This is a genomic window from Streptomyces sp. NBC_00996 (assembly GCF_045162675.1).
Taxonomy (GTDB): Bacteria; Actinomycetota; Actinomycetes; order Streptomycetales; family Streptomycetaceae; genus Streptomyces.
This window is the reverse complement of the sequence record NZ_CP108723.1, coordinates 7,887,505-7,901,739: the sequence shown is the minus strand read 5'-3', so window position 1 is coordinate 7,901,739 and position 14,235 is coordinate 7,887,505. Positions and strand designations below refer to the sequence as shown.

Annotated in this window: 13 protein-coding genes; 3 read left to right on the top strand and 10 right to left on the bottom strand. The window is 68.4% G+C overall.

Features of this window, described 5'->3' with window-relative positions:
- Positions 1-29: 29 nt before the first annotated feature.
- The gene (locus OG390_RS37065) at positions 30-854 is read left to right on the top strand and encodes a phosphatase PAP2 family protein (RefSeq protein ID WP_406174002.1); all 825 of its coding nucleotides are present in this window, start codon (positions 30-32) and stop codon (positions 852-854) included.
- Here the strand turns inward: OG390_RS37065 and OG390_RS37060 are convergent.
- From OG390_RS37060 to OG390_RS37050, 3 genes are all read right to left on the bottom strand, one after another.
- A complete protein-coding gene (locus OG390_RS37060; RefSeq protein ID WP_406174000.1) occupies positions 793-2,613 on the bottom strand; it encodes a chitinase in 1,821 nt (606 codons plus the stop codon). The two genes, OG390_RS37065 and OG390_RS37060, sit on opposite strands and share 62 nt — an antisense overlap.
- Before the next feature lie 175 nt (positions 2,614-2,788).
- Positions 2,789-3,247 carry a hypothetical protein gene (locus OG390_RS37055; protein WP_406173998.1) on the bottom strand — a complete coding sequence of 153 codons (459 nt, stop codon included), beginning with the start codon at positions 3,245-3,247 and terminating at the stop codon, positions 2,789-2,791.
- 283 nt (positions 3,248-3,530) lie between these two features.
- Positions 3,531-4,259, bottom strand: coding sequence for an SDR family oxidoreductase (locus OG390_RS37050; RefSeq protein ID WP_406173996.1), 729 nt, complete (start codon positions 4,257-4,259; stop codon positions 3,531-3,533).
- A 152-nt stretch (positions 4,260-4,411) separates the two neighbouring features.
- Here OG390_RS37050 and OG390_RS37045 point away from each other — a divergent pair, with 152 nt between their 5' ends.
- Positions 4,412-4,888 carry an RrF2 family transcriptional regulator gene (locus OG390_RS37045; protein ID WP_406178077.1) on the top strand — a complete coding sequence of 159 codons (477 nt, stop codon included), beginning with the start codon at positions 4,412-4,414 and terminating at the stop codon, positions 4,886-4,888.
- Between the two features lie 154 nt (positions 4,889-5,042).
- Here OG390_RS37045 and OG390_RS37040 read toward each other — a convergent pair whose 3' ends face one another.
- The 7 genes from OG390_RS37040 to OG390_RS37010 form a co-directional block, all read right to left on the bottom strand.
- On the bottom strand, positions 5,043-5,711 hold the full coding sequence (locus OG390_RS37040) for a nitroreductase (protein ID WP_406178075.1): 669 nt from the start codon (positions 5,709-5,711) through the stop codon (positions 5,043-5,045).
- 466 nt (positions 5,712-6,177) lie between these two features.
- On the bottom strand, positions 6,178-7,605 hold the full coding sequence (locus tag OG390_RS37035; protein ID WP_406173994.1) for an NAD(P)/FAD-dependent oxidoreductase: 1,428 nt from the start codon (positions 7,603-7,605) through the stop codon (positions 6,178-6,180).
- 30 nt (positions 7,606-7,635) lie between these two features.
- Positions 7,636-8,436: an ABC transporter permease gene (locus OG390_RS37030; protein WP_406173993.1), complete on the bottom strand. Its 801-nt coding sequence runs from the start codon at positions 8,434-8,436 to the stop codon at positions 7,636-7,638.
- The gene (locus tag OG390_RS37025) at positions 8,437-9,360 is read right to left on the bottom strand and encodes an ABC transporter permease (protein ID WP_406173991.1); all 924 of its coding nucleotides are present in this window, start codon (positions 9,358-9,360) and stop codon (positions 8,437-8,439) included.
- A complete protein-coding gene (locus tag OG390_RS37020; RefSeq protein WP_406173990.1) occupies positions 9,360-10,520 on the bottom strand; it encodes an ABC transporter ATP-binding protein in 1,161 nt (386 codons plus the stop codon). The genes OG390_RS37025 and OG390_RS37020 overlap by 1 nt, the downstream gene beginning before the upstream one ends.
- A complete protein-coding gene (locus tag OG390_RS37015; protein WP_406173987.1) occupies positions 10,517-11,764 on the bottom strand; it encodes a spermidine/putrescine ABC transporter substrate-binding protein in 1,248 nt (415 codons plus the stop codon). The genes OG390_RS37020 and OG390_RS37015 overlap by 4 nt, the downstream gene beginning before the upstream one ends.
- A gap of 76 nt (positions 11,765-11,840) precedes the next feature.
- A complete protein-coding gene (locus OG390_RS37010; RefSeq protein WP_406173985.1) occupies positions 11,841-13,367 on the bottom strand; it encodes a gamma-aminobutyraldehyde dehydrogenase in 1,527 nt (508 codons plus the stop codon).
- 178 nt (positions 13,368-13,545) lie between these two features.
- Between OG390_RS37010 and OG390_RS37005 the strand changes: the two genes are divergently transcribed.
- Positions 13,546-14,166 (top strand): NADAR family protein, encoded by a 621-nt coding sequence (locus tag OG390_RS37005; protein ID WP_406173984.1) that lies wholly within the window; start codon positions 13,546-13,548, stop codon positions 14,164-14,166.
- Positions 14,167-14,235: the final 69 nt, after the last annotated feature.

Sequence of the window (14,235 nt, the reverse complement as noted above, 5' to 3'; positions counted from 1 at the left end):
TGAGAGATACACCCCGCCCACAGGGGACTGTGGGTGACACCGGGCCGAGGCCTCCCCAGCTTCGCCCTGGTCGTGCCCTCGCGCACACACCCGGAGCTTCCGGCTCCGGATCTCCTCACCGATCGGACAGTCGCCCGCCCCAAACCCCCCGGGGCGCGCGGCATTCCGGTCTGGACGGCCGCCTCGGAACTACCCCCCCTGTTCCGGGGCGGCCGACCTTCCTCCTCGGCCTCCCGGCCCTCCTCCTCGCGCTGATCACCTGGCAGGTCGCGGCCCACGGCCCCCTCGCCCGCGCGGACGAACGCCTCAGCGGCTCCCTGGTCCACCCGGACCACCCCTCGGAACTTCTGGCCGACCTCGGCAACATCACGGTCGCCGTCCCGCTCCTCGCCGTCGTCCTCGTCTACGTCGCCTCGCGCGCCCTCGCCGCCGGAACCCACCGCTGGTGGCTGGAACCGACCGCAGCGGCCGTCCTCATGGCAGCGGTCCCGGCCCTGGTCGTCCCCTTCAAGGAACTGACCGCCCGCCCCGGCCCCCCGGTCATGGGCCCGGGCACGGGCTTCTATCCCTCGGGCCACACCGCCACCGCCGCCATCGCGTACGGCAGCGCGACCCTGCTCCTCCTCCCCTGGCTACGCACACTCCAGGCCCGCCGTACGCTGGTCATCGTCTGCCTCGGCCTCAACCTCGCCGTCGCCTTCGGGCTGGTACGCCGCGGCTACCACTGGCCACTGGATGTCGTGGCCAGTTGGTGCCTCTGCGCGGTGCTGCTGTCCGCCCTGTGGCTCTTCCTCAGCCGAAGTACCCGTCGAAGTTCTTCGAGAACTCCCCACTCCCGTACCGGTCCCAGTTGATCGACCACGTCATCAGGCCGCGCAGGGCCGGCCAGGTGCCGTGGGTGGCGTACGAGCCGCAGTTGGTCCTCTTGGTGAGGCAGTCGAGGGCCTTGTTCACCTCCGTCGGTGACACGTAGCCGTTGCCGGCGTTCGTCGAGGCGGGCATGCCGATGGCGATCTGGTCGGGGCGCAGGGGCGGGAAGACGTTGTTCGCGTCGCCGGCGACCGGGAAGCCGGTGAGGAGCATGTCGGTCATGGCGATGTGGAAGTCGGCGCCGCCCATGGAGTGGTACTGGTTGTCGAGGCCCATGATCGAGCCGGAGTTGTAGTCCTGGACGTGCAGCAGCGTCAGGTCGTCGCGCAGGGCGTGGATGACGGGGAGGTAGGCGCCGGCGCGCGGGTCCTGGCCGCCCCATCTGCCCGTGCCGTAGTACTGGTAGCCGAGTTGGACGAAGAAGGTCTCCGGGGCCATGCTCAGGACGAACTTCGAGCCGTACTTGGCCTTCAGCGTCTTCAGCGCCGAGATGAGGTTGACGATCACCGGCGTGGTCGGGCTCTTGAAGTTCGTGTCACTGGCGTCGAGCGAGAGCGAGTGGCCCTCGAAGTCGATGTCCAGGCCGTCCAGGCCGTAGGTGTCGATGATCTTCGAGACGGACGACACGAACGTGTCCCTCTCCGCCGTCGTCGTGAGCTGTACCTGCCCGTTCTGGCCGCCGATGGAGATCAGGACCTTCTTGCCCGCCGCCTGCTTCGCCTTGATCGCCGCCTTGAAGTCGGCGTCGCTCTCGACCGTCGGGCACTCGGTGACCGGGCAGCGGGTGAAGCGGATGTCGCCCGAAGTGGTGGAGGTGGGCTCACCGAAGGCCAGGTCGATGACGTCCCAACTGTCGGGGACGTCGGCCATGCGGATGTAGCCGGCGCCGTTGGCGAAGCTCGCGTGCAGGTAGCCGACGAGGGCGTGGGTGGGGAGGTCCGAGGAGCCTCCGCCCGAGCCTGCGGACGTGGTCGCGGTCACCGTCGCCGACTTCGCCGACTCGCCCGCGTCGTTCGTCGCGGCGACCTGGAAGGAGTACGCCGTCGAGGGGGACAGTCCGCTCACGGTCGTCGAAGTGCTGCCGGCCGTCCGGACCTCGACGCCGTCGCGGTAGACGGCGTAACCCGTCGCGCCGGTCACCGCGGACCAGGACAGGGCGACGCTCGAGGACGTGACCGTGCCGACCGTCAGACCGGTGGGCGCGGCCGGCGGCTGACCCGCGTCGACGCCGGGGCCGACCAGGGAGAGGTCGTCGGCGTAGTAGGTGCCGGTGCCGTACCAGCCGTGTGTGTAGATCGTGACCTTGGTGGTGGACGCGCCCGTGCGGAAGGTGGTGGTGAGCTGCTGCCAGTCGGTCGCGGACTGGGTCCAGGTGGAGACGTCGGTGGTGCCGGTGCCGCTCGCGCCGAGGTAGACGTAGCTGCCCCGGACGTAACCGGAGAGGGTGTACTGGGAGTCGGGTTTGACGGTCACCGTCTGGGAGCACTGCGCGAAGTCGCTGCCGGCCGGGGTCGCCCGCAACGCCGAAGTTCCGCTCCGAACCGGTGAATTGACGGTGCTGCCCGCCGTACAGGACCAGCTGTCCAGGCCCGACTCGAACCCGCCGTTCTTCGCGAGGTCCGCGTCGGCCGCACGGGCGGCCGACGAGAGTGCGGCGAGGCCGGGTACGGCCAGGACGGTGGCCGTGCACACGGCGATGAGTCTGCGACGCAGGAACGGTCCGGCGCGTCCGGTGCGATCCACAACTGCCTCCGGGCATGGGGGAATTAGGAGGGTGGAGCGCGCCCAACTTGGTCCAGACCAATCCTGTTGTCAAGACCTCTGCACATACAAGGCCTCCGGTACGTACGAGATCGCGGACAAGTACAACGCTTCTGGTACGCGCAGGACCTCCGACAGTTACCAGGGGCCGGCCCTCTCACGGCTGTCGGTCCTCGTCTCCGGCGAGACCCACCCCCGCCTCGTGCATGGCCAGTTCCAGCAGCGCCGGATCAGTGAGCATGCCGGAGCCGTCCGGCGGTATCAGCCAGCGGACCCCGCCGGTCGACCGCCCCGGGTACGGCACCACGATCCAGGTGCCGCGACCCGCCGTGCGCACCCCCGTGCCGAGCCAGCGGGCCGCGGTACCCGCGGGCACGAAGAAGCCCATCCGCGCGTCGCCGAAGTCGACGAGCACCGGCCCCGGTCGGTCGATCACCCTGGAGAGCACGTCGAGGGTCGGACAGCCGAGCTCGCCCGGCAGGATGAGCACGTCCCAGGCCTTGCCCGCCGGCAGCAGCGCGAGCCCCTGTGGATTGCGCTCCCACTCCCACCGGCAGGCCTCGGGGTCCGGAGCTACGGATGCCAGCCACTCGACCGCCGCCTTGGCCCCTGTCATGGCGGAACCTCCCTTTCTCGAGTCGACGCCGGTCGCGTCACAAGAGAGAGGGAGGTCCGGGCCTGGCATTACGCGGGTTCCGGCCACTTGTCGGTGGTGAATCGGGTCACGGTGATCGCGCAGGGCGTACGCGGATCGGGGCGAGGCGCGCACTACATGGTCACGAACGCTTCAACGCGCCCCCACCAGGACCCCTGGCCGCCGTGCCGAGTTCCTGTCATCACCCACGACGGGCCAGGACTTGCCTGTGTGCGGTCCGCGCGCCCGAGACGGCGCGAGGGGTTCAGGAGAGCCAGTCGGCGTAGCGGGTCGGGGCGAGGTGAGCGTCCTTGTCGGTGAGGACGTCACCCTTGACGACGGCGAACATGCCCGCGGTGGGGTCGGTGACAACGGTGCGGTTGTCGCCCTTGCGGGACAGGGTGATCCGGCCCAGTTCGTCCAGGGCGAAGATCTCGGGGCCGCCGATGTTGCGAATGCCCCTCAGCGGGACGCCCGCGGCGACTTCCGTCACTGCGTCGGCGACGTCCTTGGCGGCGATCGGCTGGATCGGCGTGGCGGGCAGCCGGACGGTGTCGCCGTCGGTGGTCCAGGACAGGACGGCGTCCATGAACTCCATGAACTGCGTCGCACGGACGATCGAGTAGGGGATCGGTCCGGCCGCGAGGATGTCCTCCTGGAGCGCCTTGGCCCGGTAGTAGTCCAGCTCCGGGACCTGGTCCGTGCCGACGATCGACAGGATGACGAAGTGGCCGACGCCGCCCTTCCGGGCCGCGGCCAGAAGGTTGTCCATCGAGGTCTGGAAGAAGGCGGGGGAGGCTTCGTCGAAGGTCGGGGAGTTCGTCAGATTGACGACGACGTCGGCTCCCGCCACCGCCTCGTCCAGCCCCTGGCCGCTGATGACGTCGATTCCGGTGGACTGCGAGTGCGGTACCGCCTCGTGTCCGGCGGCGTTCAGATTCTTGACGACCTGCGACCCGATCAGGCCGGTACCGCCGATGACCGCGAACTTCATGACACACCTTTCGTGGGGAGATATGTCCGCAATATGGCATACAACCCCCGCGCGGGCGCTGCATACACCTAACTCGGACACGTTCTATCCGAGACTATAAGCGGACATTCATTGTCCGAGTCAAGCCGACTGGTTAAAGTGACCGAGTGAAGATGTCCGGCGGAGTCGAGTGGGCCCTGCATTGCTGCGTCGTGCTGACGTCGGTCGAGGAGCCCGTCCCCGCGACCAAGCTGGCGGAGCTGCACGACGTCTCGGCGAGCTATCTGGCCAAACAGCTACAGGCGCTCTCCCGGGCCGGGCTGGTGCGCTCGGTGCAGGGCAAGGCGGGCGGCTACGTACTCACCCGGGAACCCGCCTCGATCACGGTGCTCGATGTCGTCGAAGCGGTCGACGGCCCCGGCCAGGCGTTCACCTGCACGGAGATCCGCCAGCGGGGCCCGCTGGCCACCCCGGCCGAGTCGTGCACCGCACCCTGCCCGATCGCCCGCGCGATGACCGGGGCGGACGCGGCCTGGCGAGCGGCACTGCAGGCCGTCTCGATCGCCGATCTGGTTCAGGACGTCGCCTCCACCTCCGGCCCCGCCGCGATGGCCGGCATCAGCGCATGGCTGAGCGCGCCGGACGCGTGAGGATTCGGACGGACGGGAACGCCCGCTCGCCGCTTGATCCAGACGCTGGACTCCGACGCCGGCCGAAGGATCCGATCACGCCCCTTGGAGCGCGCTTCCTCCACATCGGTCAACCGTGAGAAACGACGCTTTGATGGGCTGAGAGCGGGCAGGGTCAATAGCCATCGACGAACGTGACCGTCTCGTCGAGCGGCGCCCTGCCCGTACGGGCGTAGTCCACCGCGACGTCCTCGAACCCGATCGACATGCCACAGAAGAGGATGAGGTCGTCCGGGGGCGACAGGATCTCCGCGACGGTCTTGCGATACACCGACCACGCCATCTGCGGGCAGCTGTGCAACCCTTCGGCGCGAAGCAGCAGCATGACGGTCTGCAGATACATGCCGACGTCGGACCATTGGGGCGCGCCCAGGTCGCGGTCGATGTAGCAGAACAGGGCGGCGGGCGCGCCGAAACAGTTCCAGTTCGCGGCAGCGGCCCTCTGGCGCGCCTCCCAGTCCTCGCGCGAAATACCGAGTGCGCTGTAGCGCTCCTTACCGAAGGCGGATCGGCGCTCGCGGTAGGGGGACTTCAGTTCGGGCGGATACATCTCGTACTCCCGGTCGTCCCAGGGGTCGCCGGCGGCCACGCGCTCGCCGGCGCGCTTCTTGAGCTCGGCCAGCGGCCGGCCGGTCAGCACATAGGCGCGCCACGGCTGGAGGTTCGATCCGGACGGCGACCACGCCGCGGCGGTCAGCACGCGCTCCAGCACCTCCCTCGGGACAGGCCGGTCGGTGAATCCGCGCACCGCCCGTCGGCTCGTCACCGCCTCATAGACGTCCAAGATCACCCATCTCCCCTCGACTTCAACGCACCCACCTTCGTCACGATCACGACCGTATCATTCAATACTATCTCGGGAGACATGTGAGCCCCGCACATCGTGAGGAAGAAGTTGCCCGGCCCGCCGCCAGGGCCAGGACGGCGCGAAGGGGCGACGGCCGTGGCTCTCAAGGCCGGGTTCGCCGCGAAAGCCGCATGCGACGAGGCGCGCCCACGCGGCCGGCAACCGGTGCGTGGGCGCGACGTCCGCTGATGCCCCGCTACCTCACGCCGGCAGGACCGCGGGGCGCGACGGCAGGTGGAGGTGTGCTTCCGGATCGCCAAGGGCGAGGACGGCCTGGACCACTACCAGGAACGTACCTGCCAGGCCCGGGCCCGCCCCCCTCAACGCCGAGGCCACACACCGCAGATGGGGTGGCAGGGGTTGCGGCGCCGCAACCCGAAGTCGGCGTGATCGAAGACAGGCCCTAACTGTCGAAGCCGAGCCCCAGCTTGTCCATCGTCTTCAGCCACAGATTGCGCCGGCCGCCGTGCGAGTCCGCCCGCGCCAGCGACCACTTGGTGAGCGCGATGCCGGTCCAGGCGAACGGCTCGGGCGGGAACGGCAACGGCTTCTTGCGGACCATGTCCAGCTCGGTCCGCTCGGTGCGCTCCCCCGCCAGCAGGTCGAGCATCACGTCCGCGCCGAACCGGGTGGCGCCCACACCGAGGCCCGTGTAGCCCGCCGCGTAGGCGACCTTGCCCTGGTGGGCGGTGCCGAAGAAGGCCGAGAACCGCGAGCAGGTGTCGATCGCCCCACCCCAGGCGTGGGTGAAGCGGAGCCCCTCCAACTGCGGGAAGCAGGTGAAGAAGTGCTGGGCGAGTTTGGCGTACGTCTCCGGACGGTCGTCGTACTCGGTACGCACCCGGCCACCGTACGGGTAGATCGCGTCGTAGCCGCCCCACAGGATCCGGTTGTCCGCGGAGAGCCGGAAGTAGTGGAACTGGTTCGCCGAATCCCCGAGGCCCTGGCGGTTCTTCCAGCCGATGGACGCCAACTGGTCGGCGGTGAGCGGCTCGGTCATCAGCGCGTAGTCGTAGACCGGCACGGTGTACGAGCGGACCCGCTTGATCAGGTTGGGGAAGATGTTGGTGCCGAGCGCGACCCGGCGGGCCCGGATCGAGCCGTACGGAGTGCGTACGGCCATGTCGGCGCCGTACGGCTTCAACTGCAGCGCGGGCGTGTGCTCGTACACCCGCACCCCGAGCTCCAGACAGGCCCGCTTCAAGCCCCAGGCGAGCTTCGCGGGGTGGAGCATGGCGACGCCGCGGCGGTCGTGCAGCCCGGCGAGGAATGTCGGTGAGTCGACTTGTTCCCGTACCGCTTCGGTGTCCAGGAACTCGACGCCGTCCGCGAGGCCCTCGCGCTCCAGCTCCTCGTGCCACTCGCGCAGTTCGGCGGCCTGGTGCGGCTCGGTGGCCACGTCGATCTCGCCGCTGCGCTCGAAGTCGCAGTCCAGGGAGTAGCGGGCGACGGCCGCCTCGATCTCGTCGAGGTTGCGGGCGCCCAGCTCCTCCAGCTTCTTGATCTCGCCCGGCCAGCGGGTGAGCCCGTTGGCCAGACCATGGGTGAGGGAGGCGGCACAGAAGCCGCCGTTGCGGCCGGAGGCGGCCCAGCCCACCTCACGGCCTTCGACGAGGACCACGTCGCGCCCCGGTTCGCGCTCCTTGGCGATCAGCGCGGTCCACAGTCCGCTGTAGCCGCCGCCGACGACCAGCAGGTCGCAGGTCTCGGCGCCGGTGAGCGCGGGCTCGGGGTGGGGCCTGCCGGGGTCGTCCAGCCAGTACGAGACCGGCTGGGCGTCGGAAAGAGACTTCGTCCAATGATTCCCACTTGTCATGGCGCTTGGGGCCATGATTTCAACTCCCTACAAGGGTGACGAGCGTTACGCCTTTTGCTTGTTCCGGCGATTGCCGATGACCATTCCGACCAGGACGAACAGTACGGCGACGAGGAACATGGCCGTACCGATGACATTGATCTGAACGGGTGTTCCGCGCTGCGCCGAGCCCCAGACGAACATGGGGAAGGTGACGGTCGAGCCCGCGTTGAAATTGGTGATGATGAAATCGTCGAAGGAGAGCGCGAAGGCGAGCAGCGCGCCCGCGGCGATTCCGGGGGCCGCGATGGGCAGGGTGACCCGGAGGAAGGTCTGCGCGGGACCGGCGTACAGGTCCTGCGCGGCCTGCTCCAGGCGCGGGTCCATCGACATGACACGCGCCTTGACGGCGGTGACGACGAAGCTGAGGCAGAACATGATGTGGGCGATCAGAATCGTCCAGAAGCCCAACTGCGCACCCATGTTGAGGAAGAGGGTGAGCAGCGAGGCGGCCATCACGACCTCGGGCATCGCCATCGGCAGGAAGATCAGCGAGTTCACGGCGCCGCGCGCCCGGAAGCGGTAGCGGACCAGCGCGAAGGCGATCATCGTGCCGAGGACGGTGGCCCCGATGGTCGCCCAGACGGCGAGCTGCAGGCTTAGGGAGAGCGAGCCGCACATGTCGGCGACCCCGCACGGGTCGCGCCACGCGTCGGTCGAGAACTGCTGCCATTCGTAGTTGAAGCGCCCCTTCGGCTTGTTGAAGGAGAACACCGTGACGATGACGTTGGGCAGCAGCAGATATCCGAGCGTCAGCAGTCCCGCGATGACGACGAGATGGCGCTTGAGCCAGCGTACGAAGGCCATTTAAACCAGATCCTCCGTCCCGGACTTGCGGATGTAGAGCGTGACCATGATGAGGATCGCGGCCATGAGAATGAACGAAAGGGCCGCGGCCGTCGGATAGTCGAGAATCCGCAGGAATTGGGTCTGGATGACGTTGCCGACCATCCGGGTGTCCGTGGAGCCGAGCAGATCGGCGTTCACGTAGTCACCGCTGGCCGGGATGAAGGTGAGCAGCGTGCCGGAGACGACACCGGGCATCGACAGCGGGAAGGTGACCTTGCGGAAGGTCGTGAACGGTGTCGCGTACAGGTCGCCCGCCGCCTCGTGCAGCCGTCCGTCGATCCGCTCCAGCGAGGTGTAGAGCGGCAGAATCATGAATGGCAGGAAGTTGTACGTCAGTCCGCAGACCACCGCGAGGGGCGTGGCCAGCACGCGGTCGCCGGCCGTGAAGCCCAGCCAGTTGGTGACGTCCAGGACGTGCAGCGAGTTCAGGGCGCCGACGACCGGGCCGCCGTCCGCGAGGATCGTCTTCCAGGCGAGCGTCCGGATCAGGAAGCTGGTGAAGAACGGCGCGATCACCAGGATCATGATCAGGTTGCGCCAGCGGCCCGCGCGGAAGGCGATCAGATACGCGAGCGGGTAGCCGAGCAGCAGACACAGGATCGTCGCGGCGCCGGCGTAGAGCACCGAGCGCAGGAACTGCGGCCAGTAGTCGGCGAGCGCGTTCCAGTACGTCTGGAAGTGCCAGGTGACCTTGAAGCCCTCCTCCAGGGAGCCCGTCTGCACGGACGTGGAGGCCTGGTAGATCATCGGCAGCGCGAAGAAGACGATCAGCCAGAGAATGCCGGGCAGGAGCAGCCAGTACGGGACGAGGCGGCCACGCTTGCGGGGCGGCTTCTCCGCGGGCTGTGGCGCGAGCGGTGGCGCCTCGGTGATGGCGGCCATCAGGCTGCCTCCTCGTCCACCGTCTCGACGCCGGCGTCGATGTCCTGGTCCGCGTCCAGGCCGAAGGTGTGCGCCGGGCTCCAGTGCAGGACGACGTCTGCGCCGGGGGTGAGCCGGGCGTCGCGGTCGATGTTCTGCGAGTAGACCTCGAACTCGGGGCACACTGCGCTGTCGATCACGTACTGCGTGGAGACGCCGATGAAGCTGGAGTCGGCGATCTTGCCGGTGATCCGGTTGCGGCCCTCCGGAATCTCGCCCGCGTCGTCGGCGTGCGTGAGGGAGATCTTCTCGGGGCGTATGCCGACCAGCACCTTGCCGCCGGTCGCCGTGGGTGCCGAACATCGCGCCTGCGGCAGCACGAGCTTCCCGCCACCCGCCTGGAGGACGATGTCGTCGCCGCTCTTGGAGTCGACCGCGGCCTCGATGAGGTTCGAGGTGCCCAGGAAGTTGGCGACGAAGGTGGTGTTCGGGTTCTCGTAGAGGTCGGCGGGCGAGCCGAGCTGCTCGACGCGGCCCGCGTTCATCACGGCGACCGTGTCGGCCATGGTCATGGCCTCCTCCTGGTCGTGCGTGACGTGGATGAAGGTGATGCCGACCTCGGTCTGGATGCGCTTGAGCTCCAGCTGCATCTGGCGGCGCAGCTTGAGGTCGAGGGCGCCGAGGGGCTCGTCGAGGAGCAGCACCTTGGGGTGGTTGATCAGCGCGCGGGCCACCGCGACGCGCTGCTGCTGACCGCCGGAGAGCTGGTGCGGCTTCTTGCGGGCCTGCTCGCCGAGCTGCACGAGCTCGAGCATGTCCTCGACCTGCTTCTTCACCGACTTGATGCCGCGTCGGCGCAGGCCGAAGGCGACGTTCTCGAAGATGTCGAGGTGCGGGAAGAGGGCGTACGACTGGAAGACGGTGTTCACCGGCCGCTTGTAGGGCGGCAGGTTCGTCACCTCCTGGTCGCCCAGGAAGACGGTGCCGGAGGAAGGTTCCTCCAGGCCCGCGATCATGCGCAGGGTGGTGGTCTTGCCGCAGCCCGAGGCGCCGAGCAGGGCGAAGAACGAGCCCTGAGGCACGGTCAGGTCGAGCGGGTGTACGGCCGTGAAGGCGCCGTACGTCTTGCTGATCCCGGAGAGGCGGACGTCGCCGCTGCTGTCGTTGGTCATCGTGGTCACGCCCCTGTGAGCTTCGCGAACTTCTCTTCGTAGGCCGTCTCTTCCTTCTGGCTCAGCGAGCGGAAGGCGTGCGACTTCGCGGCCATGGCCTTGTCAGGAATGATCAGCGGGTTGTCCGCCGCGTCCTTGTCGATCTTCGCGAGATAGGGCTTCACTCCGTCGACGGGACAGACATAGTTGATGTAGGCGGCGAGCTCCGCGGCCGGCTCGAGCTCGTAGTAGTAGTCCATGAGCCGCTCGGCGTTCGTCTTGTGACGTGCCTTGTTGGGGACCAGCATGTTGTCCGTGGACGTCAGATAGCCGCTGTCCGGGATGATGAAGTCGACGTGCGGGCTGTCCGCCTTGAGCTGCACGACGTCACCGGCCCACGCGACGCAGGCCGCGAGGTCGCCCTTGGTGAGGTCGGACGTGTAGTCGTTGCCCGTGAACCGGCGTATCTGGCCCTTGTCGACGGCCTTCTGCAGGCGGGCGATCGCCGCGTCGAAGTCGTCGTCGGTGAAGTTCGCCGGGTCCTTGCCCATGTCGAGCAGCGTCATGCCCATGCTGTCGCGCATCTCCGAGAGGAAGCCGACGCGCCCCTTGAGCTTGGGGTTGTCGAGCATGTCGGAGATGGACTTGACCTCGATGCCGTCGAGCGCCTTCTTGTTGAAGGCGATGACGGTCGAAATGCCCTGCCAGGGATACGAGTAGGCCCGGCCGGGGTCCCAGTCCGGGTCGCGGAACTGCTGCGACAGGTTCGTGTAGGCGTGCGGCAGGTTGGAGGCGTCCAGTTTCTGGACCCACCCGAAGCGGATCAGCCGCGCCGCCAGCCAGTCGGTGACGACGATGATGTCGCGCCCGGTGTCCTGGCCGGCCGCGAGCTGCGGCTTGATCTTGCCGAAGAACTCGACGTTGTCGTTGATGTCCTCGGTGTACTTGACCTTGATGCCGGTCCGTTTGGTGAACGCGTCGAGCGTGGGGTGGTGCTTCTCGCTGTCGTCGACGTCCATGTACTCGGTCCAGTTGGAGAAGTTGATCGTCTTCTCCTTGGCCGAGTGGTCCTCGGCGGAGACGCCGCCCTGGGTCTTGCCGGCCGCGGGGATCCCGCAGGCGCTCAGCGCCCCGAGACCGCCGACGGCGAGCGCGCCGCCCGCGGAGGCGCGCAGCAGCGAACGACGGCTGAGGGAGGCCCTGCCGTTCCTGAAGCTGCGCCGCATGGCGGCCACTTGGGCCGGGGTCAGGCGCTCGGGCTCGTACTGCTCCATGCTCGTGGTGCCCTTTCGGGAGGGTCGCGGCCGTGGTCGCGGCCTGGTCTGGCAAAGGGCCCCAGCCGGCGTTCGGCTAGGGGCGGTCCCCGAAGATCGTGCGGTGCCAGTCCTTCCTGGCCACCGCGGTGTTGTCGAACATGACGTGCTTGATCTGCGTGTACTCCTCGAAGGAGTAGGCAGACATGTCCTTGCCGAAGCCGGACGCCTTGTAGCCGCCGTGCGGCATCTCGCTGATGATCGGGATGTGATCGTTGACCCAGACGCAGCCCGCCTTGATCTCGCGAGTCGCACGGTTCGCGCGGTAGACGTCGCGGCTCCAGGCGGAGGCCGCGAGCCCGTACGGGGTGTCGTTGGCGAGCGCGATGCCCTCGTCGTCGGTGTCGAAGGGCAGCACGACGAGCACCGGGCCGAAGATCTCGGCCTGCACGATCTCGCTGTCGTGGGCGGCGTCGGCGACGAGCGTGGGCGCGTAGAACGCACCGCTCTTGAGTTCGCCCTGTGGGGCGGCTCCGCCGGTGACCACGCGCGCGTAGTCGCGGGCCCGGTCGACGAATCCGGCGACGCGGTCGCGTTGGGCGTGCGAGATCAGTGGGCCGAGGTCGGTGTCCGGCGCGAACGGGTCGCCCACGCGGACGCTCGCCATCAGGGCGGCGGTCTTCGCCACGAACTCTTCGTAGAGCGGCCGTTGCACGTACGCGCGCGTGGCTGCCGTGCAGTCCTGTCCGGTGTTGATGAGCGAGCCGGCCACCGCGCCGTTCACGGCGGCGTCCAGATCCGCGTCGTCGAAGACGACGAAGGGAGCCTTGCCGCCCAACTCCAGGTGGAGCCGCTTGACGGTCGAGGTGGCGACCTCGGCGACGCGCTTGCCGACGGCGGTGGACCCGGTGAAGGAGGTCATGGCGACGTCGGGGTGCCCGACGAGGTGCTCACCGGCTTCCTTGCCCAGGCCCGTGACGATGTTGATGACACCGTCGGGGATCCCCGCCTCGGTGGCGGCCTCGGCGAACAGCAGCGAGGTGAGCGGAGTCAGCTCGGCAGGCTTCAGGACGATCGTGTTGCCGGCGGCGATGGCCGGGAGGATCTTCCAAGCGGCCATCTGGAGAGGGTAGTTCCAGGGCGCGATCGAGCCGACGACGCCGATGGGCTCGCGGCGTACGTACGAGGTGTGGTCACCGGAGTACTCGCCCGCGGACTGGCCCTGCAGGTGCCGGGCCGCGCCCGCGAAGAAGGCAGTGTTGTCGATGGTGCCCGGGACGTCGAACTCGCGCGTCAGCTTGAGGGGCTTCCCGCACTGGAGCGACTCGGCCTGGGCGAACTCCTCGGCACGCTCGGCGAGCACGGCGGCGAAGCGGTGCAGCGCGTCGGAGCGCTCGCCCGGGGTGGCACTCGACCAGCCGGGAAACGCCTCGCGGGCGGCGGCGACGGCCGCGTCGACGTCGACGGTGCTCGCCAGCTCGTATGTGTACACCTCTTCGCCGGTGGCGGGGTTCACGACCGCGTGCGTGCGGCCGGAGGTGCCCTTGGTGAATCGGCCCGCGATGTACTGCGCGCCGTCCGCCAAGCGGTCCTGCGCCTGGAAGCGATGGCCCGGTTTGTGCATGTCGCTCTCCTCCGCCGTTCTCCCCGTTGCTGCGGGGGTCGGCGTAGCTCCAGCTCGATTTGAGTGCCGATCCTGACAGAGCAAAGGGACTCCAACAAGTGATTCCGTTGTTTCCTTTTGGTTACGCGACGGAATCTGTCGACCAGGTGTCGAGTCCGGCTGGAAAAGGTGGGACGGAATGTCAGTGGTGCGTGCCAGAGTGGCGTGCATGGGGAAGATCGATTCTTGGGAAGCGCTGGTCAGCGCGGTCCGCTCGGGGGCGAGGGTCAAGTACCTGCACTTCTGGGGGCACCGCCCGCGACCGGACGGTCGGGTGAGCGCGAGCTGTCTCAGCCAGTGGTGGCCGTCACCCTTCGTGGTCGACGATGTCGAGTACGCGACGGCGGAGCACTGGATGATGGCGTCGAAGGCACGGCTCTTCGGCGACGAGGAGGCGGAGCGACGGGCCTTGGCGGCTTCGAACCCCGCACTCGCCAAGAAGGCGGGGCGGCTGGTGCGCGGCTTCGACGAGGCCCTCTGGGAGCGCGAGCGGTTCGGGATCGTGGTCGAGGGCAGCGTCCACAAATTCGCCGCGCACGCCGATCTGCGGGAGTTTCTGCTGGGCACGGGTGAGCGAAGCGAGATGGGGGTCACCCCGGCCGAAGGCTGGGGGAGGGTGCTGGTCGAGGCCAGTCCGATGGACCGCGTGTGGGGCATCGGACTCGCGGCGGACGACGAGCGGGCCTCGGATCCCGAGCGGTGGCGGGGGCCGAATCTGCTGGGGTTCGCCCTGATGGAGGCGCGTGAGCGGCTGGCCTAGGGTCTGTCTTTCGGATCACGCCTGGGCCGCGGGGCTTGGCACGCACATCTGCCGCGTTGTCGTCACTCG